The sequence below is a fragment of the Amygdalobacter indicium genome (assembly GCF_029101545.1).
GTDB classification, from domain to species: domain Bacteria; phylum Bacillota; class Clostridia; order Saccharofermentanales; family Fastidiosipilaceae; genus Amygdalobacter; species Amygdalobacter indicium.
Map to the genome: position 1 here is coordinate 1,392,175 of NZ_CP118866.1, position 22,163 is coordinate 1,414,337.

A 22,163-nucleotide genomic window follows, 5' to 3' on the forward strand; every position below is an offset into this window, starting at 1 on the left:
ACAGTACATACTTACGTTTGCTTTCATTATGCAACTTCGTAAGTTAAAGCATCTCTCAGATTAAGTGCTGCATTAAAATCCCTATCCTCGACATAGCCACAATCACAACGGTATATTCTATCTGAAAGCTTCAAATCTTTCTTAATAGCTCCACAGGAGTGACACGTTTTGGACGATGGATACCATCTGTCTACGACTCTTAATTCAATACCCTTTTCATCACACTTTGCTTTAAGCTTAGTTCTAAATTCATAGAACTTTTGTGATGCAACGGCTTTGGATAGATGTCTGTTCTTCATCATTCCTGATACATTCAAATCTTCAATAGTTATATAAGACGGCTTGGCTTTCACTATCTCGGCTATTGATTTGTTGATATAGTCAGTACGGATATTATCCATTTTATGATAAACTCTTTGCACTTTAAGCTTTTGCTTTTGTATATTCTTTTGAGTGGACTCTCCTTTCTTTAAATTCTCATACTTGCGTGAGAGACATCTTTGTTCTCGGCGCAATTTCTTTTCTAACTTTTTAACTCTTGCCGACTTGTTGATATTTTTATAGGTTTTACCATTAGAAACAATCGCCAAGTCTTTCAATCCAAGGTCAATTCCTATACCGTCATTGCTGTTATCAGCAATCTTAGCGGCAGGCATTTCCACAAGAGCCGACACATAATATCTGCCCGCTTTGATGGATACTGTACCGCTTTTGATTTTCCAGCCGTCTTTAGTTGTCGGTATATAGCCTTTTTCTTTAATGCGTACCAAACCTAAAGTTGGTATGTTCAACCTATGTCTCTCGCAGCTGCAATCTTTAGGATTGTTCTTTACGAAATACATTTTTACATCAGATTTACCTTTCTTTTTGAAATTAGGAAAAGCACTTTGATGTTTAAAAAATCTTGTAAATGCAGTACAGCCATCTTCAATAGACTTTTTTACAGCTTTTGCATACACTTCTTTAATCCAGACTTTTTCAGGGTTATTAGGAATGTACTCATTATTGAGCCAGACGCTAAAGCTCTTGCCGGTCATAAACTTTTCACCTTTATCGTATAAAGCTTTGTTATGATCAAGATAGAAGTTGTAAACGTATCTACAAGTGCCGATAGTCTTGTTAATCTTGATTTTTTGCTCGACTGTCGGATTTATTTCCGTTTTGAAGCTCTTCAGCAATTTCCTCATCCCCTTTTATTTGTTTTTTTACTTACGAAAGTTTCTTGTAGATACTTTGGCATAAATAACAATCTGACGATTATCGTTTTTTGTTGTTAGTGATATTAGATGTGTTCATAGCAATATACTCTATAAGTATATTTTAACATGTTTAATCACCCTTAGCAATGGTTTTGATTACTTAAAGTTTCCTCCTCTGCTGCTACTTGCAGCTCTTTTTTGCTATATTATTCCTCTAATTTCACTTAAGTCGGTCAAATGCTCTCTTTGCATATATTCTTCCAGACCGTGAATAATTTTCGGCATGGTCTGTAAATCCAGGAAATTGGCTGTTCCGACTTGAACGGCACAAGCTCCCGCCATGATAAATTCCAAAGCATCCTCATAAGTTCTGATGCCGCCGATCCCGATAATCGGCACGTTTACAGTTTGTGCAACCTCTCTCACCATGCGTAAGGCTATCGGTTTGATGCAGGCTCCCGATAAGCCGGCGGTGATGTTGTCGAACACGGCTTTGCGCCGCTTGACGTCAATCGCCAAAGCGTTGAAAGTGTTAACCAAAGATAGGCAATCGGCTCCTGCTTCTACACAAGTTTGCGCCATCTTTTTGATGTTCTCGGCATTGGGTGAAAGTTTCACCATCAGGATTTTATCCGTATGGGCCCGCACCTGCCGCACAATTTCATAGGCGCTTTCACACTTTATGCCGAAAGCCATGCCGCCTTCTTTGACATTGGGACAGGAAATATTCAATTCGATAATTCTGACGGATGTTTGCTGCAAACGGTCGATGGACAAAAGGTAATCTTCCAAGGCCGCACCGCCGACATTGACGATGATTTCAGCCGAAAATTGTTGCATGAAAGGCAAATCTTCCCGGATGAAAGTCTCGACGGAAGGATTTTGCAGGCCGATGCTGTTCATAATGCCGCTTGCCGTTTCATAGACTCTAATACCGCTGTTGCCGTCCTTGCCGTAATAAGTCAGACCCTTACTTGCTATGCCGCCTAAGACGTTCAAATCGAAGTAATCGGCGTATTCCTGCCCGAAGCCGAAGGTGCCGGAAGCGGCGATAATCGGATTTTTCAACTTAACACCGCAAATATCTACTGCCAAACTCATAAACACACCTCTCTTGCCGCAAAAACCGGGCCTTCTTTGCAGACTCTTTTCATCCCTGCTGTTGTCCGGCAGCTGCAGGCTAAACAGGCACCGATGCCGCAAGCCATGCGATTTTCCAAAGAAAGATACAGTTGGCCTTTGAAAGCTTGCTGCTGTAAGCTGCGCAGCATGACTGTCGGGCCGCAGGCGTAAATATAGTCATAATCTGCCGGCAAAATTTCGGTGATGTAGCCGCGATGGCCGCAAGTTCCGTCATTGGTGGCAATGTGGATATGGTCGACGTATTCTTCCATACCGGTAATACCGTAAATTTCGCTTCTAAATCCGGCGTACAAATCAACTTGTAAATTGTCCTGCAAGTCGGCCGGCAACTTGCTTTTAACAGCTGCCAATTTTTGGCTGAGATAACGAAAGGGAGCGATACCGATACCGCCGGCGACCATCGCTATTTTTATCTTTCGGTGCGGCAAATGCGGTAAATTCAGTTCTTCTTGGAGAAAGCCGTTGCCCAAAGGGCCCAAGATTTCCAAATAATCGCCGCTTTTTTTGAGTGCCAGTTCTTTCGTGCCTTTGCCTACTATTGCATACTGAAAAGTCAAAGTATCTTTGGTACAGGTGTTGATGCTTATGGGACGGGGCAGCATGTTAATGTCGCTGAATCCTTTAAGCATGAAAAATTGTCCCGGCTGTACTTCTCTTTTGCAGGCTACGGTCAACTCGTAAACTTCGCCGGCAATCGGATAATTGCCGATAATTTCCACTTTTTCATAAGCTGTTTTATGCGCCATAAATATCCTCACGCATTTTGATGACAGCTTCGCGCGTGTAGTTGGCAAATTTTGCCTCTGTCGTGTCACCGTCGGCGAATTTTTGATAGTACTTAATAATGCCGCGGGAAGAGTTGACCACGCCGCCGTTAAAATCCGTCAGATAATTTCTGATATTCTCGGCTTTGGCTCCCTGAGCGCCGTAACCGGGGAGGAGGAAGAACTGCTTGCTGTAGCGCTGTCTGATTTCGCTTGCTTCTTCAGCGTGGGTGGCGCCGACAACCAGGCCCAAGGGTGAATAAGGTTCGTTGTCAAATTCTGCTGTTAATTCCTGCAAAGCGTCGCCGATATGAAAATACAGCGGTTTGCCCTGATAGTCGAGACATTCTATATCTTCAGCGCCGGAGTTGGACGTTCTTAACAGAACGAAAACGCCTTTGTCGCCCCGTTTGAGGTAATCCAAATAAGGCGTGATGCTGTCCAGGCCCATATAAGGGTTTAAGGTCACAAAGTCGGCGGCAAATTCGCCGTCAAAATGGGCTCTTGCATATTCTTTGGCCGTGGCTGCTATATCGCCCCGCTTAATGTCGCCGATGCTGAGCAATTCGTGTTGTTTGAGATATTGCAAAGTGTTGCGGTAGGCTTTAAGTCCCGCAATGCCGTTAGCCTCGTAGTAAGCTATCTGTAATTTGTAAATGGCGGTGATGTCGCTTGTAGCGTCGATGATAGCCTGATTATATGCCGTTAAACAGGCTTCCGGATCATTGTTGTACTTTTTCTTGATATAAGTCGGGATATAGTCCATGTGGCTGTCGAGGCCGACACAAACAAAACCTTTTTCGCGGATAGTTTCGTATAATTTGCGGCTGATGTAACTCATTTGTCCGTTTCCTTTCTCCATTTAATTTTGCCGTTATGCATCGTCCAGAGGATTTCTCCCCGATATGTGCGGCCGGCAAAGGGGGTGTTATGACTTTTAGAATGGAATTTCTCCGGTTTGATTGTCCGGCTTGCCGTTAAGTCGACCAGAGTCAAATTCGCCTTGTAGCCCGGTAAAACTCGGCCTTGTTCCAAGTTAAGGATTTCTGCGCCGCGCAAGCTTAGCAGCTGTGACAGCTTTGAGAGACTGATTTTATTCTCTTCTACCAGGACGGTGTATAAAACGCTGAAGGCCGTTTCCAGACCGACTAAACCGGGAGCGCCGGCTGCTTTGTCCGCTTCGCTGTGCGGGGCATGGTCGGTACCGATAATGTCAACTGTGCCCTTTCTGATACCATCGATTAAAGCTTGACAATCTGCAGCGCTTCTTAGCGGCGGATGGACTTTGTAGGGGTTATCGGCCAAGGCCAGATGATGCGGCGTAACTTCACAAATCACCTGCACGCCGTTTTGTTTGGCAATTTCCACCATTTTCAAGGCTTTAGCCGTGCTGATATGGCAAAGGTAGACAGGTGCTTTTGCGGCAGCTGCCAAAGTTAAGTCGCGGGCGACCATGGTTTCTTCAGCTAAGCCGGTAATATCGGGGGCAAATTCCGGATTTTCTTCATGCAACTGTAATATTTTGCCGTTCGCTGCTGCTTGTTCGAGGGCCTTGTACATAAGTTTGTCGTCGGCAATGCCTTTGCCGTCATCGGATAATAACGGAGTCAGGGAGCTGCTGAAATCGGTTAATTCTTCTCCCTGCATATTGACAGTTATCGCCTGTGCCTGATAAATGTCGATTAAGTCCAAGGCTGCCGCTCTTTGCATAACGGCCGCCTGCTTCTCGCTTGTATCGCATACGGGTTTGGTGTTCGCCATCAAATTGACTGCCGTGTAACCGCCGGCTAATGCTGCCTGCGCTCCGGTTAGTAAGTCTTCTTTGTAAGTCAAGCCCGGGTCACGAAAATGGGCGTGCAGGTCGACAAAGGCCGGCATCAATGTTTGACCCTGTGCATCTATGACTGCAGCTTCCGCTTCCAAGGCACTGAAAGCGTCGATAGAACCGGTAGCGATTATGCGTTCATCCTGCAACAGAAGCGAGCCTTGGCGGTCAATTTCGCTGTCGACCAAGCGGGCGTTTTTAATAACAGTCAGCACTGCGAACCTCCGCACTTATATAAATTGTCACAATAATGGCAGCTGTACAAACCGGCACTTGCGCTCAGCAGGCTGAAGCGGTTGCCGATATTCTGATGGTTGGTGATGCAGCGGGGGTTTTTGCACTTGATAAAATCGTAAACTTCCGTCGGCAATTTGACGCTGTATTTGCGAATAATTTTCTCGCCGGCAATTTCGTTGATTGTAATGTTCGGGTCAAGCAGGCCCAGAACGCTGTAATCAATATCGTGCGCCTGTTCGATTTTAATCATGTCTTTCTTCCCCTCTTTGCAGGAATCCACGTTAATCAGTAAAGCGACGCTTTCACCGCATTTGTCCAATTCCAGCAGTTGGAAAATTTTGTAGCCCGAACCGGCTTTGATGTGGTCAATTACTACTCCGTTTGTGATGCTGTTTACCTGTAACATTATTTTTCCTCCAACAAAAACTTAATTAAGGCCATGCGAACATACATGCCGTATTTGACCTGGGCAAAATATTGCGCTCTGGGGTCACTGTCCACTTCTTCCGCTATTTCGTTGACGCGCGGCAGAGGGTGCAGGATAATCATGTCTTTTTTCGCCTGCAGCAATTTGCTTTGATTCAGAATGTAACTGTCTTTCAGACGGACATAATCAGCCTCGTTGAAAAAGCGCTCTCTCTGGACTCGAGTCATGTAAAGGATGTCCAAGTCGGCGATGACGTCTTCCAATTTGTTTACTTCCTGATAAGGGATATGATTTTCGTCCAGATAGAGGCGTAAATAGTCGGGGATGCGCAATTCTTCGGGGGAGATGAAGATGAAGCGGTTGTTCTTGAATTGGCTCAAAGTTTTGACCAAAGAGTGAACCGTGCGTCCGAATTTCAAGTCGCCGCACAAACCGACGACGGAATTTTCCAAGCTGTGTCGATTCTCATAAATGGTCAATAAGTCCGTCAAAGTCTGAGTCGGATGCTGATGGCCGCCGTCACCGGCATTGATGAAAGGCACGCAGCTGACTTCCGCCGCTAAAGTACCGGCACCTTCATGCGGGTGGCGCATGGCGATAACATCGGTGTAAGAGGCAACCGTGCGAATGGTATCTTTCAAGCTTTCGCCTTTAGTCGTCGAAGAAACGTTAGGTTCGGGAATAGTTACGACGCTGCCGCCCAGGCGCAACATGGCCGCTTCAAAACTTAATCTGGTTCTGGTTGAAGGTTCGAAGAAAAGTGAGCCCAAAACTTTGCCGCGGCAAACGTCCGCATACTTGGCCGGTTCTGCCGCAATCGCTGCGCCCGATTTAACTATTTCGAGCATTTCTGCGGGGCTTAAGTCGGCGTTAGTTACCAAACTTCTGATTTTCTGCATGTTTTCCTCCTAAAAAAAAGGAAATGAAAAAATCATTTCCTTCTATTGCTTTTTTATAATTATTGTTCATATGAATCTGAATTGGAGTTTGCATTTGTTCGAGGAAACAATTGCCGTAGCGGCGGTATACCCGATTAGCAGCAATGCAAACTCGGCTGCAAGGCAAAAATAAAGGACTGAACGATGATAAAACCATCAACTCAGTCCTGTTATTAACTGTATCGACAAAGGGAAAATGCGCCGCCGTCCAATCGCCTATGTGATTGGAGATATAAACTGCAGCTGCTGTCGTGCGCCCGTTGAGTTCTCTTCTCGGCATAATCATCCCTCCGCATTTCTTGTTATTCTAAAGGATAAGTTGCCGTCTGTAAAGGCTCAGGCGAGCTTCCGGCAGTTTATTGTTTATTAATTTCTGCCTGTCGGGTGTTCAGGCGAGAGATTAGCGGTCGGCAGGCAGAGCGGCGGCAGGAAGTTGCTCATCACTCTGTCTGTCGGATTTTAAACTTTTTATCGCCTTAAGATTTTACCCTCTTAATAACTTTGTTGACTTCATAATAAATACGTTCGACATCAAAATTGGCAGCGTATTGTCCCTTTTCATAAAGGATTTTGCCGTCAACCATAGTCAACAGAACATTACTTTTGCTGCCGCTGTAAACCACGTTTTTGACAATATTATTCAAAGGCTGCATGTTCGGCTGCTGCAAGTCCAGAATGATTAAATCGGCCAGTTTGCCGACTTGAAGGCTGTTTGCCGCCTTTAAGTTCAAAGCCTCGGCACCGTTGACGCACGCCATTTGCAAAACCTGTTGCGCCGGCACGCAGGCAGCGTCTTTTTCCCGAATTTTGGCCAAAGCTGTCACAAGGAACATTTCGCGGAACATATCCAGCGCATTGTTGCTCGCCGGGCCGTCCGTGCCGATAGCCAAATTGATGCCTTGCTCCAGAATTTTGCAAACGGGGGCTATGCCGGAAGCAAGTTTGCAGTTAGAGGCGGGATTGGTGACGATAGATAATTTGCGCTCCTTGAAAATCCGCAAATCTTCGTCGCTCATGTGGATGCAATGGTAAGCACCGCCGCCATAGTTGTAAATGCCGAGGCGGTCGAATAAAACTGTCGGTGTCAGCTCGTAGCGGCTCAAACAGTCCTTTACTTCCTGCGCCGATTCGGAACTGTGCATATACACGGGCGCCTGCAATTTGTTCGCTAAGGCGGCGATTTGACGCAGCAAATCAAGAGACGTTGTATATTCGGCATGGAAACCGAGGAAATACGAGATTAACGGGTTAGTGTTGTTGTAGCGGTGATATTCCTCTTCCATGTTAGCGACGGAAGAATAAAAGTTATTCAAAGCGGATACCAATACTGCTCTGTAGTTCGAGTCTATCATCGCTTGAACAAAGTTCTCCGGATAAAAATACATGTCAAAAATTGTCGTTATGCCGGAACTCAAGTACTCCAGCACGGCGAGGCGGCTGCACCAATATACGTCCTGCGGCTGCAGTTTGGCTTCTAACGGGAAAACCTGTTGGTGGAGCCAATCCAATAACGGTAAATCGTCGGCATAGGAGCGTAAGAAGGTCATGGCGGAATGGGTGTGGGCGTCTTTGAAGCCGGGCAGAATTAAGTTGCCCTGAACGTCTATTTCCCGATTGAATGGCGGTAAAGTTGCTCTTGCCGGGTCTTGCGCTGAGCCTGACAGCTCGGCGGGTGTTTTGCCGACATAAATAATTTTGTTGTCTTCGGTCCACAATTCGCCGTCAATGATATTTCGGTCCAATTCGCCTGTCGTTTGTTGTTCGGCAAAGGTGATGATGCGGGCATTGTAAAATCTGATTCTCATGTTACTTCTTTCTTCTTTTCGGCCGATTTTGGGGTGATTAGGGCCGGTTTTGGAGGCGCTTTTGGAGGCGACTTTCGGGTCGCTTTGGGGGCGACTTTTGAGCCGCTTGGGGGGCGACTTTCGAGCCGACTTTCGGGTCGCTTGGGGGGCGACTTCAAATCTCAAGCTTCAAGCGGCAATTTTCGCGGGCAGTTTCGCGCACGTTTAAGCCATTTGACGGATGACACTTAAAACCAGTTCTTGGAACTGTGCGCCGACTTTGTTCGCTATTTCTTTGACATCATCATCGCTCAAAGGAACTTTTGAAATGCCGGTTGCCAAGTTGGAGATGCAGGAAACACCGCAAATTCGCATTTTCATGTGGTTGGCCGCTAAAGCTTCACAGGCCGTGCTCATGCCCACGGCGTCTGCTCCCAACATGCTGTACATTCTGACTTCTGCCGGGCTTTCGAAGTTCGGGCCGCTTGTCTGCAAATATACGCCTTTCTGCAGGCGGATACCCTTATTTTGCGCCGTTTTGCTGATTAAGTTCTGCAATTCAAGATCGTAAATCTGCGACATATCGGGGAAGCGCTCGCCTAATTTATCGGCGTTGGGGCCGATTAGAGGGGATGGAACGAACGAGCTTATCTGGTCGGTTATGAGCATGAAATCGCCGACTGCAAATTCAGGGTTGATGCCGCCGGCCGCGTTGGTCAAGAAAAGGGTTTCTGCGCCCATAAGGTGCATCAGGCGGGTCGGCAAAACGACTTCTTCCATGCTGTAGCCTTCATAATAGTGGACTCGTCCCTGCATGATTACTGTCGGTACTTCGCCGATATAGGCAAAAACGAAACGGCCTTTATGCCCGGCTACGGTCGAGATAGGGAAGTTCGCTATCTCGCTGTACGGTATAGAAGCGACAATTTCGAGTTTTTCTGCCAAATCTCCCAGGCCCGAGCCTAAAATCAGGCCGACTTTCGGGAGAAATGGTAAGCGTTCCCGCACGCTTGTATAACATTGTTCCAATCTTTCCTGTGCTGTCATTTGGTACTCCTTCAGTTTAGTTGTAAGTGTAAATGAAATCATAAATTTTATCCAACCGCCGTATAAAAATACTGTACAGTTGAATTTATGATCATACTTACTATATTTTGCATATTATCTCTAACCAATAATCTATAAACGCTGATAAATCTATTCCGGTAGCAACTTTAGCCTTAGTTTTTTTATCAATTTCAGAAATAAATTCTTCTACTTGAAATTGCATAAAATCAACATTCGGATAGTTTTCAGCTATTACTTTGATTGTACCATAGGTCCACGTAAATAATTCCGGATGAGCAATAGCAAATATCGGTAAGCTATCCACAAGTAACGCCGATGCATCCATTTTATGGCAATTATAAGCAAATACGGAATTTCTTAATAATCGGGAAGATACCGTATTTATCTTAGTTGATGCATTAAACAATTTAAAAAAATCATGCTCTGACCAATTACCATATATATCCAAACCTGTAATTGTTAAATTTGGACATTCGGTAAATACTTTATTGGCCGCATTCGGATCCAACTTTATGTTATAACTTAATCTTGCTCGTTCTACAGGGCAAAGATTAAAGTAGCTTCCTAGAGTATAGATGGAAAAATTTTCATTTGACATTGCTCGATAAAGTGCAGAAATATCTGTAAGAGGTGCAATGGAAATTAGATCATATCCGTCTTTTTTTTCTTTCAATTTTACAATTAATTCAGTAATATCTCTTATTTCAGGATTTAAATTAGTTAGTGATTTTTTACCTGCTTCAAAGTCCTTAAATAAATCCACTTTACTTTGTTCTAACAAAGTAGTTAATTGTACACCGCATAAACCGTCATTATCACCATATCCCTGCCAATTTAACTTTAATTTAGTATTTATACCGGAAAAATCGGCACAAGCAGCACCCCTGTAAATAGAACAATTGATTTGAGGTAAAATTTTCAAAGCCATAAGACTGTTACGCAACGTTTGTTCTACATTAGTATTACCATATGTACTACAAATTCCTTTAACTCTATGTGGGAAAAAATATGCTGCTGCACATAAAGCTAATAAATCATCTAATCCGGGATCACAATCTATAACTATTCCTTTATTTTGCACACGCTACCTCTAAGAAACATGAAGGCCTCAATAGCAATATTACTATTGAGGCAAATAATTCTAACACATACTAAGAAGATTTATCTATGATTCCGGATTCAATTTGTAATATTCATCAAAAGCTTTCTGAACACCGGAAGCTAATTGAGTCTGTGCTTCATCCATACTTATTTCGTGCTTGCCAAATTTCAACATTGTTTCTTTAATAATCTTATTAACAATATTTTGAGCCGGAACAAAAGCAGAAACAACATTTTCGCCTGTGTTTTTCAACGTATTGAAAGCAACTGCAATTTGTGGATTATCTGTCAGCGCTTTTTTATACGCTTCAGACTCTAAAACTTTTTGATTAACCGGAACATAACCCGTCTTTTCTAACCACATTGATTGTGCCTCATTACTAATCATAAATTGATTAAAAATCCATGCTGCTTTAACCTTATTCTTATCATCACGATTAATAATGTACAGACCGGCACCGCTAGGAAAAGCTCCCTGTTTATCATCAGCATTAACGGTAGGTATAGGAGCGACATTCCATTTAAACTTATCACCAATTAGTTTCTTCATTGCCGGAATACGTGAACTGGTCATAATAACAATTGCACTGTCTTTATTAGCAAACTCTTCTTTTATACTATCATTCTGTGGCTTATAGGCATCAGTAGAAACAATGTTTTGCCATGCTTTCAAGAAGGAAGTAAGCGAGCCGTTTTCGGCAGCAGCAAATTTATTCAAAGGTCCTGCATGTCCACTATCATTATTTCCAAAGAAAGTACCTTTCTTTCCTTGTGTTGCAATCCAGTTTTCCAATTCAAACTGACTTACCTGTACATTAAGAGCATGTTTAACATTTGTTTTATCCTTAAGTTCTTTCATAGCTTGGGCTAAATCTGCTAAATTTTTGGGAACTTCTTTTATACCTGCTTTATCAAATAAATCTTCGTTATAATACATCAACAAAGCAGATATATTGTAAGGCACACCTATCATTCTCCCCTTTATAGAATATGAAGAAATTGTATTGGCTAACAAATCCTGCTTTTTAGTTAACTCAGAATATTTAGCAAACATATCTTCGGCCCAAACAGTCCGTTTATAATTACGAATTAAGCTGACATTCTCAGCGTACAATTGAATTATATCAGGCATATTAGCAATATCATCGGAAGACATGGCCATAGTTAAAGCGTTTGTACCCGGCCACTCTTGGAAAACAGCTGTGACATGTATGTTGTTCTTTTTGCCGATTCCTTCATTGAAAGTCTTAACTTGACGATTCAACACCTCCGCATAAGCTCCATCCATCGAATGCCAAAAAGTAAGTTCCGTCATTTTGTCATTGGCTGAATTCGGCTCTTGTTTTTTCTCTGCAACAGATGTTTGATTTAAGTCATTTTGCTTATTAGGCTGTTTAACACTCGAACATGCAACTAAGCCACAAATGCAAATAAGACTAAGTACAGTTGAAAAAAACTTTTTCATATAATTTATTACCTTTCTACCCCTACAAGAGGCATTTAATAATTTAATTAAATATTCATCCTTTAGCAGAACCTGACATCATCCCTGCTACAATTTTACGTTGGAATAAAGCAAAAATTAAAGCGGTAAAAACTAAAGAAACAACTACACCGGCCATTACCGGGCCAAAAGCTGTTGATTCACGGTCCTTAAGCATCGTAATACCGACTTGAATTGTCCTCATTTCATTTCTATTAGTTACAACTAAGGGCCAAACATATTGATTCCACAAATTAACGAATGAAGATAAAAAAATTGTAATTATTATCGGCTTAGCAACGGGTAATAAAATTCTACTAAAAAACTTAAATCTAGTACATCCATCAATCTGCGCTACTTCCCACAACGACTTATCTATTGACATAAAATACTGTCTAATAATAAAAATATTATTAGCTGATACCAAAAACACGACACATATACCTAAATAAGTATTAATTAAACCCAATCGTGACACGGTTGTAAAATTAGATACCATAACCACTTCGGTCGGAACCATCATTGTACATAAAGCCAACATAAAAAGTATTTTCTTACCTTTAAATTCAAAAAACACAAAAGCATACGCAGCCATTGCACCCAGTACAATTCTGGAGCAGCTGGAAATCATAGCTACAACGAATGAATTAAAAATATATCTGCCTAACAAAGTCCTGGAAAAAGCTTCTTTATAATTATCTAAAGTAAAACTCACCGGAAAAAAGTGCGGAGGATTGGTCAAGATGTCCTCAGGTCTCATAAAAGATACAAAAACAGCATATAAAATTGGGAAAATAACAACAAAAGCAACGAGCAAGCAGAACATCTGGTAAATATAGTTATTTAATTTTTGCCTAATCATTGATAATGAACTCCTTTCTTTTCAAATGCAAATCCTAATAAAATAAATCCCAGTGTAATTATAAAAGCAATCATCGTTGCGGCATTTGCATAAGTATTGTTTCCTACTAAAGCAATTTGATTATAAATATACAACATCACGGTCATAGTTGAATTATTAGGACCGCCCTGCGTCAAAACGTTGTTCAAACTTACCATCATAATACTAAAGGGAATATCCATGACTATTAAATAAAACATAGTTGGTGAAATCAAAGGTAATATAATGAATATCATTTTTCGCCAGCCGGTTGCTCCATCTATAGAAGCACTTTCCAATACTGCTTCAGGAATATTTCTAACAGCGGATAATAAGAAAACAAAAGCATATCCTGATGACAACCATATTTGAATCAAAGCAATAGAAAACATAGCTACTTTAGGATCAGTTAACCACCTTATTTGCAACCCTGTAATCCCATTTATAAAACCTAAAGTCGGTACATATAATAACTGAAAAATCATAGCTGCAGTCGAAGAAGCGATAGTCATCGGAATAGCAAAACTTGTTTCATACAAAATTGACAATTTATGTTTATGATAAGCCAGCATCGCTAATAATAATCCTATAATTTTCGAAGCAGGTACAGTCAACAATGCAAAATACAGTGTGTTCAAAATTGCCTGTATAAACTCCTTATCCTTCAAGATGTATAAGTAGTTACCGGCACCAACAAACTTGCGTACCGCTCCCAATGAATCAACAATATAAAAGCTCTTATAAAGCGTAATAAAGAATGGATAAAAGACAAATAAAGCAAACAGCACAAAACTTGGTGCCAACCACAAATAAGGTTCAATTTTACGCTTAACAGTTATATTCAAACTAAATACCTCTCTTAACCCTAATTTACGATTCATATATTTTTCGTAAGCAATTCAGTATTCCTTCTGCTCCTTTTTTCTCGCACAAAACATCTGCCACCGAGCACAAATCAGGATGTGCATTAGCAACAGCTATTCCTAAGTCGGCAGCTTTCAAAAAATCCACGTCATTAAGATCATCGCCACATGCAATTGCGCTTTTAGCACCTAAATATTCCATCAAATCTTTCAATCCTAAAGCTTTATCGGATTGTGCCGCAGTTATATCCACAGAGCGATCATTATAACGAATAATATTTAGTTTTTCTCTAAAATTAATGGGAATTGTCTTCAATACCGAATCTATTCGACCCGGTTTTTGGGGATCAATAATCATAATTTTATCCAAATTTAGTCTCGACCATTCAGTTCTATTCGCTGTCCAAATGGTTTTATAACGATCAAAACGGTCTATTTGATTTTGTAAATAGTCATTATACTTATAAGCATATTCATTCATACCTACAGTATAAACGATCAACATATCAAGTTGAGAAGCTGTCCAAATAGCTTGCCACAAAGGTTGTGCTGAAAATGAATGTGTCCAAAGTACCCTTTCATTGTAATAGGCTGTACCACCATTATTCCCCAGCACAGGAAGTTCCGGCTCAAAAAAATCAATTAATTTCTTCAAACCCGGCCAAGATCTACCGGAAACGAATGTAAAAGGAATTTTTTTCAGTTTAATAAATTGCTTCAGTTGTTGATGAACATCCGTCAATTGCTCATCATGATCAAGTAAAGTACCATCAATGTCACAAGCAACTAGATCATATAAAACCATTATTCACCTGCCATTATTACTATCGTCGACAATCAAAGTGGAAGAGTCGGCCAGGCAAAATAACTTTTGGCCAATTTGATGACACAACTCAAGTCCTGTAACTAGAACTTCATCCGGTAACCAATTAGTAAAATTATGAGATTCAAAACTAAAGCAACCTTTATACCCAATTTTATGTAAAACAGGCATAATGGAGCCCCAATTATTACCTCTGCCAAAAAAAGGAGGAACGTGCATCAAATCCGTATCTACATTACTCAGGCTATCTGAAACGTGAGTAGCAATCAACACTTTTTTTAACTCATAAAGGATTTCCTCTTGCTGATGTCGCATCAATAATCCATGTTCAAAATCCCAACACAAACCAAGCCGCGAATCATTAACCGTATCAAAGAAATCAGAAATCTCTTCAAAACTTACAAAATACTTTCGCTGATATGGAGAAAATTTATCGCACATATTTTCAACTGCAATTCTCATTCCATACTTCTCTGCATAATCCGCCAATCGTTTCATATATCTAAAAGCCAAAGACTTAGAATCTTTAACCAAATGAATAGTTCTACGAGTAGAAGGATGGGTTACACAAACTTTAGTTCCTAATATTGCTAAGCAGTCAAGTGAGCGCTCGACTAATTCCTGTTGAGACTGATATTCGCTACTCTCTTCAGATAAAGCGGCATAATCAAAAGTATAAGCATGTCCTTGGATAAAACTAACACCATTTTGTTCCGCTGTTCTTTTAACAGAATCAATCCAACTACGCCAGTTTGAAGTTAAAAACGGCGAGCCGGGTAAAGCCCAATCATAAAAATTCATATCTAAAATTTTAAAACCGGCCTGAGCCAAAAGTGGAATTGCCTTCTCTAAAGGCATAATAGATCTATCCGGACGTTCCCAACACAAATTCGTTGATGTGGTTAAAATCATAACAATAAGCCCTTCTATCCTATTCAATTTGGACAAAATACAGCAATTTTTTCTTTAATTGATCGATATTCATAATCATTTAAATACTTTAGCTGCTCATCTAAGTCATTAACGTTATCCAATTCAAATAATATTCTACATATGTTACGTTCAAAATTATTTTGGCATATATATCCTCTACGCAGTTGATCCAATTTATCCACTGTGAATAAAACAACACCGCGAACAAAACAGAATCTCTCCCAAGCCAATGCCACTTGATAATTAATATTATGCCATAAATAAGCAAATACAGCTTGCTCCCAAATCCTATTCACATTAGACAATTCTTTAGCTTTATTCTGCAAATAATCTGTAACAGACTCTTCCGCTTCTTTAGTATCTGAGCAAATACCATACACGCTCAAAGCTAGAAAGAAAATATCTACAGGGTCAAAATTCAATTTATACTTCTGCAAGATGTTGTTAAACCCATTCATCCAATTAAGTGATTTTTCCATCATACATTTTCTATGCAATCTGTAATTTAAGTTTCACAGGTCTGGAATGATAAGTTTTGCCTGTTTCATCAAGCGCCTCTGCTCTTAATTCCACATTTCCACGCCATTTAGAGTCTAACTTAAACTCATGCTCAAATTCCAATATTGATTGTCTCTTTCTGCCTTCTAATACACGTGTTAAGCCGATATTCTTAATTATAATTTCTTTCTGATTTCCCTTACTGATGATATAACGCACTGCAGACAAGCGGTGTTTAAAATCAAAAGTATTATCAGAATTGCTAATTATAGAAGATTGCACATTTTGAATAGGCTTAACTAAACCGGTAATAGCAAATTTTCGACCAACAGAAATAATTTCATTCTCTTTGGGTGATAATATTGAAGTAGATTTTTTCAACTTGCTCGGTTCCAGCATATTATCATTACCATCACTATTAAGATCCAATCTAGTTAAAGCTAAAAATTCATCACGATTAAACTTTAAAATTTCAGCCGACTTAGCACCTTCTATCTGTGGCTCGCCATAACTATAATAATATGACGTAAATCTATCATTGTTTTCAATAATTCCTTGCTTTTGAGCTGTACCTATTTCCACCTGATAAGTTGCTGAAGTTTCAGAAATATTATAATCAAACAAATGGATATGATTGTTTTGATATTCAGTTAAGTCGTTCCAACGCCATTTCGGCAATATTTCTGCAAACAGAGAACTATTATGAAATTCTGAAAAATTATCAGCAGGATGCCAAAATCCCACTAAAGGATCCGAAAGAATTTTTATGCCATTTCTTTTCGCATATTTTTCAATTTGGCGGTAATGATTAGCCGGAGAAAAACGAAAACATGCAATGTCCTTGCTGACTCCAATTTTTATATTTTTTACGTTTTTTGCTACTTCTGAGCCATCTTTAAGCAGCTTAACCACAATCTTATACTCTCCTTCGGGAAGTATTTTCCAACTATTTCCCCGCTCAGAATTAAGATTTAGATCTCTATTATATGCTCCACCTGAAACTAAAACGGCAAAATGGTGTGTATCAAAGCAAATTTTACGCCAAGCATCTTTAAATGTATCCGGATTATTTCTGTCATATACTAAGTCCGGCATCAAAGAACTATATAACGGTCTGCGATCTGTTCCGGCATAATAGCTAAGAAATTTATAATTAACGTTCGTATTTTCCGGCTTATGAAATGAAGTTGACCTAAAGCTGCGTACAGCATCACCTTTTAACGTGAGTAAATCCACTGTTAAAGTTAAATTATCTTTAGTATTGACACCATATAAGTCTCCCAAAACATAAAAATCTTTACCGGGAGGTATAACACAAGCTTGTTCTTTTGAAGGAATAGAAATATTAATAGAATATTCCGCCGCAACTTGAACACTAAAAGCGGAGCAAAGGAAACCTATTAAAAAAAGTAAATAAACACCAACATTTAATTTTTTTCTCATAAATTAATCTCCAATCCCACCATTACATTATATTTTTGATTATAGCACAATTTAGTATTTATATTATATTTTCAGGTAAAATCTCACATCTTTTTTCTTTTTTTAAGCGCTTATTTTGTGCATAATGCATATTTTCAGACCGTATATAAATTTTAGTCTGAATAAAGCATAAATTATTTAAGAATTAAAATATTTTCGATAAATGAGTCAATCTGCAATCCTATATCCGGTTCGTCGGAAAAAGAGAAACCAAAGGGATTAAGAGCCACTTTCTCACCTATCCTATCTAATTATTACAAAACTCATAGAAAAGCCTGCGCTTTTGACCTTTATTTTGGTAGTATAGCACAAAAAAACGCCTCAGGAAAAGGACATTCCCGAGGCGCGGATAAAATTAATATGAACGCTAGTTAAAAATTACTTGCGCTTACTGCAAGCAGCAGCAGCCAAAGTCAAAAGCAAACCGAAGCCGCTGACAACACCGGCAACTTCACCGGTCTTGCCGACCTGACCTTGTTTCATAGTCGAAGCGGCACCGTTATTCTGCGGAGCTGTCGTCTTCACATAATAAGCTTTAACTGTAAAGGCCGGAGCAGCATCAATATTGTTAGCCCATTGTTCGGACTTCTGAGGCTGTTGGTTACGAGCATCGTTTGCTAAAGCATAATAACCGAGCAAATTCTGCGGCAAGTTGGAGCCTGCTTCTACCACCATACTCGGATTAGCTACCGTCAAAGCGGTGACGAAACCGTGGACGCTGATATAATTGCGGCTGACAGTTGTGCTGTAAACGCCTAAACGATTACCGTTAGCATCATAAGCTTCAACGTTAATAGCAATAACCTTGGAAACTGCCAAAACATTGATATTCCCCGCCTTAACTTCCAGTTTGCCGCCGACAAAAGGCATTGTCTGCCGTTCTGCCAAAACATAACCGTTCAATCCGCTCTTTGCCAGTAATTCCGCCGGTGTGTATACACCTTCTGTAATATTGAAGTTAGCTACATCCTGATTGCTGGCAATATCAACAACCTTCACTGTTGCCGTACCGGCCTTCTTATTAGTGCTTGCACCGTTTAAGGTTGCAGTCTGTCCTGCTTGCGGAGCGTTAAGATGTACTGCACCGTTGTTGGACGCTGCTTGTGGACAAATGCTTAACCAGGCAGTTAGCGCCATCGCCATGGTTGCTGTTAAAATACGTTTCATTTTACCTACCTCCAAAGATAAAGTTGCTTCAGAGAATATGTCCTGTCGGAGCAACTTAACTACAACTACAATATAACACGATTTTGCCCGAAATTTCGGGCTGTTCGCAAACTATAATATAAGCCTAATATTTCGCAGCATTTTGTCTCAATTATGCAAAATTCGGCGCTTTTTGTAATAGTGGTGTAATGAGGCAGGCGGCAACCGCTGACAGTTACAGCGCTGCACTTAAGCGAAAAAAGGCACCGCCTGAAGCAGTGCCCTTTTATCTACTTTAACGCCTTAGAGGCGGCTGTTATAGTTCAGCGAACTTCCTGTCTGTTCGACAATTAATGACGCTTTGTAGCAACTACTACACCGGCTAATGTCATCAAAGCACCGATACCTGTAGCAACTGTAGCAACTTCACCGGTCTTACCGACTTGGCCGTTCTTTGTGCCCTTAACAGGTTTACCGTTCTTGTCTGTGTACTTCTTGGCTGTAGCCTTTGTGTAAACAGCATAAATGTCAACAACACCGCCCTTGGTGTAATTACCGACATAAACGTGCTTAGCATTTGCGGGGCTCTCTGTATCCAATACGAAGTAACCGTTTACATCTACGCCCTTAACGCCGGCTGCATCAAATGTCAATTCCTTCGGAGCAACTTCCAAAGCTGTAACGAATTTTGCAACTGTCTTCTTTGTAACATCAAAAGCATGACCTAATGAACGACCTTCTTCATCCAAAGGATGGATTGTGTACTTGATCAAAGGTTGAACCTTAACCAGGACATTAGCATGTCTGTGATCCTTGATTTCGAAAACAGCTTCTGAACCCTCAGCAGCTACTAAGCCGTCCTTGGAGTTCTTCTCAGCGCCTGTCAATTCGATCAATTGTGCCGGTGTATATGTGCCTGCAGGTACTTCTACTGCATCAGCGTATACTTTGCCGGTTTCTTCATCTTTGATTGTTACATAACCGTAATCGTTAGCTTGTAACTTCTTCTTGGCATCTTCGAGAGCTTTTTTAGCTGTCTCAACTGCTTTTTCTAATTGACCAAGCTTCTCTAAAGTTGTAGTCTTGTCTTTCTTTGCAGTTTCGACTGCTTCTTCAGCTGTTTTTACAGCTTTCTCAGCGTCTTTTACTTTCTTTTGCAACGAAGCATAGTTGTTGGAATCTGCCTTCGGCAATACTGTCAAACCTAATGTCATTACAGTAGCCAAAGCCAATGTGATAATCTTCTTCATGGTTATTTCCTCCATTTAATTTATTGAGTACGGTGGTTGATGTGCCCGTCTCAGTACACGCATACTTTAGCACAGCTTCTTACCCCTGAAACAACTTTTCCCGCAACCTCACTTTTGTCTCACCTTAACTTCACATTGTTTTCACAGTTGTGCATATTCTATAGGTAATTAAATTATTCCGGTAAATAAGAAAACACCGCCTGAGGCGGTGTCTTCTCATCAACTCTTGTTTAACGCCTTAGAGGCGGCTGTTATAGTTCAGCGAACTTCCTGTCTGTTCGACAATTAATGACGCTTTGTAGCAACTACTACACCGGCTAATGTCATCAAAGCACCGATACCTGTAGCAACTGTAGCAACTTCACCTGTCTTACCGACTTGGCCGTTCTTTGTGCCCTTAACAGGTTTACCGTTCTTGTCTGTGTACTTCTTAGCTGTAGCTTGCTTGTAGTAAGCATAAACATCAACAACGCCGCCCTTGGTGTAGTTACCTACATAAACATGCTCATGGTTTCTTGCATCTTCTTCATCCAATACGAAGTAACCGTTTACATCTACGCCTTTAACGCCGGCTGCATCAAATGTCAATTCTTTCGGAGCGACACCATCTTTACCTGCAGCTGTAACGAACTCTGCAACTGTCTTCTTTGTAACATCAAAAGTATGACCTAATGAACGACCTTCTTTATCCAAAGGATGGATTGTGTACTTGATCAAAGGTTGTACCTTAACTGTAAAATAAGAATGTTCGTGATCCTTGATTACATAAACAGCTTTTGCTTCCTTACCAGCTACCAAACCGTCTTTGGAGTTCTTCTCAGCGCCTGTCAATTCGATCAATTGTGCCGGTGTATATGTGCCTGCAGGTACTTCTACTGCATCAGCGTATACTTTGCCGGTTTCTTCATCTTTGATTGTTACATAACCGTAATCGTTAGCTTGTAACTTCTTCTTGGCATCTTCGAGAGCTTTTTTAGCTGTCTCAACTGCTTTTTCTAATTGACCAAGCTTCTCTAAAGTTGTAGTCTTGTCTTTCTTTGCAGTTTCGACTGCTTCTTCAGCTGTTTTTACAGCTTTCTCAGCGTCTTTTACTTTCTTTTGCAACGAAGCATAGTTGTTGGAATCTGCCTTCGGCAATACTGTCAAACCTAATGTCATTACAGCAGCCAAAGCCAATGTGATAATTTTCTTCATGGTTATTTCCTCCATTTAATTTATTGAGTACGGTGGTTGATGTGCCCGCCTCAGTACACGCATACTTTAGCACAGCTTCTTACCCCTGAAACAACTTTTCCTGCAACCTCACTTTTGTCTCACCTTAACTTCACACCGTTTTCACATTTGTGCACATAAATCCCGTTTCCGTCACCTGTTTGAAATTTAGCTCCGCCGGCCGCCGGCTGCCGGAGAATCTGAAAGAGAAGCAAAAAGGCGCTCAGGATAATAAACCTGCGCTAAAGTCAAACCTTCAGGCGGCATCGTCATCCCCGCCCGTGTCCGCTCACCGGCAGCAAGCAAAGCCGCAACTTCCGCGACAGACAGCCGCCCGCGGCCGACATCCGTCAACGTCCCGACAATAATACGCACCATATTATAGAGAAAACCGTCACCGCTGATAACAAAACGCAAACATGGCAAATTAAAAGGCGCCGCCAACGTAAACTCCCGCAGCTGCAAACTCAACACCCGCCGTCTGTAATCCGTCACCTGCGCCTTCGCCGCACAAAAAGCCCGAAAATCATGCTCCCCGACCAACAGCGCCGCCGCTTCCTGCATCTTATTCACATCCAACTGATAATAGCAGCGACAGAGACTTGGGCGCAGCAAAGCCGGCACAAAACGCGCCAAAAGCAAATCATAATAATACGTCTTAGCCAAAGTTGAAAAGCGGGCATTAAAATCATGTTCAACCTCCACCGCCTCCAACACGGACACGGACGGCGGCAACAGCGCCTGACAGGCTAGAGGAAAAGCGGCAAGCGGAATTGCCGCATCCGTATAAAAATTCGCCACATAAGCCAAGGCACTAACCTTAGCATCCGTCCGGGAACAACCGTAAATTAAAATATCCTCCCCGCACAAACGACTTAAGCAGCGCTCCAAAACCTCCTGCACCGACAAAGCATTCTTCTGCCGCTGAAAACCGGCAAAATCCCGCCCGTCATACTGCAAAAGCAAAGCAATATTCCGCCGCCTGTGATAATCACGGAAATTACAATTAAAAACCGGCTGCGGCGCCGCTTGCAAAAAAGCTGCAAGCTCAGGTGTCTCAGCCGGCATAAATGCCGCTTTCACCGCATCATCCGCCAACAACACATT

At 41.4% G+C, this 22,163-nt stretch carries 22 protein-coding genes; all 22 read right to left on the minus strand.

From position 1 onward, the window contains the following. Positions 1-26: 26 nt before the first annotated feature. Positions 27-1,178, minus strand: a complete 1,152-nt coding sequence (locus PYS60_RS05865; protein WP_390866558.1) for an RNA-guided endonuclease InsQ/TnpB family protein — start codon at positions 1,176-1,178, stop codon at positions 27-29. Positions 1,179-1,400: 222 nt separating this feature from the next. Further along, complete coding sequence (locus PYS60_RS05870; protein WP_315568420.1) at positions 1,401-2,300, minus strand: dihydroorotate dehydrogenase; 900 nt, start codon at positions 2,298-2,300, stop codon at positions 1,401-1,403. Beyond that, complete coding sequence (locus PYS60_RS05875) at positions 2,297-3,088, minus strand: dihydroorotate dehydrogenase electron transfer subunit (RefSeq protein ID WP_315568421.1); 792 nt, start codon at positions 3,086-3,088, stop codon at positions 2,297-2,299. Before PYS60_RS05875 ends, PYS60_RS05870 begins: the two co-directional genes overlap by 4 nt. After that, positions 3,078-3,947, minus strand: a complete 870-nt coding sequence (gene pyrF, locus PYS60_RS05880) for an orotidine-5'-phosphate decarboxylase (protein ID WP_315568423.1) — start codon at positions 3,945-3,947, stop codon at positions 3,078-3,080. The genes PYS60_RS05875 and pyrF overlap by 11 nt, the downstream gene beginning before the upstream one ends. Beyond that, a complete protein-coding gene (locus PYS60_RS05885; RefSeq protein WP_315568425.1) occupies positions 3,944-5,146 on the minus strand; it encodes a dihydroorotase in 1,203 nt (400 codons plus the stop codon). Before PYS60_RS05885 ends, pyrF begins: the two co-directional genes overlap by 4 nt. Beyond that, positions 5,140-5,574, minus strand: a complete 435-nt coding sequence (locus PYS60_RS05890; RefSeq protein WP_315568426.1) for an aspartate carbamoyltransferase regulatory subunit — start codon at positions 5,572-5,574, stop codon at positions 5,140-5,142. Before PYS60_RS05890 ends, PYS60_RS05885 begins: the two co-directional genes overlap by 7 nt. Continuing rightward, a complete protein-coding gene (gene pyrB / locus PYS60_RS05895; protein WP_315568428.1) occupies positions 5,574-6,494 on the minus strand; it encodes an aspartate carbamoyltransferase in 921 nt (306 codons plus the stop codon). Before pyrB ends, PYS60_RS05890 begins: the two co-directional genes overlap by 1 nt. After that, positions 6,466-6,813 carry a hypothetical protein gene (locus PYS60_RS05900; RefSeq protein WP_315568430.1) on the minus strand — a complete coding sequence of 116 codons (348 nt, stop codon included), beginning with the start codon at positions 6,811-6,813 and terminating at the stop codon, positions 6,466-6,468. Before PYS60_RS05900 ends, pyrB begins: the two co-directional genes overlap by 29 nt. 196 nt (positions 6,814-7,009) lie before the next feature. Further along, positions 7,010-8,338: an amidohydrolase family protein gene (locus PYS60_RS05905; RefSeq protein WP_315568432.1), complete on the minus strand. Its 1,329-nt coding sequence runs from the start codon at positions 8,336-8,338 to the stop codon at positions 7,010-7,012. 204 nt (positions 8,339-8,542) lie between these two features. Then, on the minus strand, positions 8,543-9,364 hold the full coding sequence (locus PYS60_RS05910; protein ID WP_315568434.1) for a purine-nucleoside phosphorylase: 822 nt from the start codon (positions 9,362-9,364) through the stop codon (positions 8,543-8,545). Between the two features lie 100 nt (positions 9,365-9,464). Further along, positions 9,465-10,466 (minus strand): nucleoside hydrolase, encoded by a 1,002-nt coding sequence (locus PYS60_RS05915; protein WP_315568436.1) that lies wholly within the window; start codon positions 10,464-10,466, stop codon positions 9,465-9,467. Between the two features lie 84 nt (positions 10,467-10,550). Further along, the gene (locus PYS60_RS05920) at positions 10,551-11,951 is read right to left on the minus strand and encodes an extracellular solute-binding protein (RefSeq protein ID WP_315568437.1); all 1,401 of its coding nucleotides are present in this window, start codon (positions 11,949-11,951) and stop codon (positions 10,551-10,553) included. 55 nt (positions 11,952-12,006) lie between these two features. Further along, positions 12,007-12,831 carry a carbohydrate ABC transporter permease gene (locus PYS60_RS05925; RefSeq protein ID WP_315568439.1) on the minus strand — a complete coding sequence of 275 codons (825 nt, stop codon included), beginning with the start codon at positions 12,829-12,831 and terminating at the stop codon, positions 12,007-12,009. Further along, positions 12,828-13,730, minus strand: coding sequence for a carbohydrate ABC transporter permease (locus PYS60_RS05930; RefSeq protein WP_315568441.1), 903 nt, complete (start codon positions 13,728-13,730; stop codon positions 12,828-12,830). Before PYS60_RS05930 ends, PYS60_RS05925 begins: the two co-directional genes overlap by 4 nt. Then, the gene (locus PYS60_RS05935; RefSeq protein ID WP_315568443.1) at positions 13,720-14,517 is read right to left on the minus strand and encodes an HAD-IIB family hydrolase; all 798 of its coding nucleotides are present in this window, start codon (positions 14,515-14,517) and stop codon (positions 13,720-13,722) included. Before PYS60_RS05935 ends, PYS60_RS05930 begins: the two co-directional genes overlap by 11 nt. A gap of 3 nt (positions 14,518-14,520) precedes the next feature. Then, on the minus strand, positions 14,521-15,447 hold the full coding sequence (locus PYS60_RS05940; protein WP_315568444.1) for a sugar phosphate isomerase/epimerase family protein: 927 nt from the start codon (positions 15,445-15,447) through the stop codon (positions 14,521-14,523). A gap of 23 nt (positions 15,448-15,470) precedes the next feature. Next, positions 15,471-15,950 carry a hypothetical protein gene (locus PYS60_RS05945; RefSeq protein ID WP_315568445.1) on the minus strand — a complete coding sequence of 160 codons (480 nt, stop codon included), beginning with the start codon at positions 15,948-15,950 and terminating at the stop codon, positions 15,471-15,473. A gap of 7 nt (positions 15,951-15,957) precedes the next feature. Beyond that, positions 15,958-17,409 carry a hypothetical protein gene (locus tag PYS60_RS05950; RefSeq protein WP_315568447.1) on the minus strand — a complete coding sequence of 484 codons (1,452 nt, stop codon included), beginning with the start codon at positions 17,407-17,409 and terminating at the stop codon, positions 15,958-15,960. A 417-nt stretch (positions 17,410-17,826) separates the two neighbouring features. Further along, positions 17,827-18,615 carry a hypothetical protein gene (locus tag PYS60_RS05955; protein ID WP_315568449.1) on the minus strand — a complete coding sequence of 263 codons (789 nt, stop codon included), beginning with the start codon at positions 18,613-18,615 and terminating at the stop codon, positions 17,827-17,829. 329 nt (positions 18,616-18,944) lie between these two features. After that, positions 18,945-19,844: a hypothetical protein gene (locus PYS60_RS05960; RefSeq protein WP_315568450.1), complete on the minus strand. Its 900-nt coding sequence runs from the start codon at positions 19,842-19,844 to the stop codon at positions 18,945-18,947. Positions 19,845-20,129: 285 nt separating this feature from the next. Continuing rightward, positions 20,130-21,038: a hypothetical protein gene (locus tag PYS60_RS05965; protein ID WP_315568451.1), complete on the minus strand. Its 909-nt coding sequence runs from the start codon at positions 21,036-21,038 to the stop codon at positions 20,130-20,132. A 186-nt stretch (positions 21,039-21,224) separates the two neighbouring features. After that, entirely contained in the window at positions 21,225-22,160 is a 936-nt protein-coding gene (truA, locus tag PYS60_RS05970; protein ID WP_315568453.1) for a tRNA pseudouridine(38-40) synthase TruA, read from the minus strand. Positions 22,161-22,163: the final 3 nt, after the last annotated feature.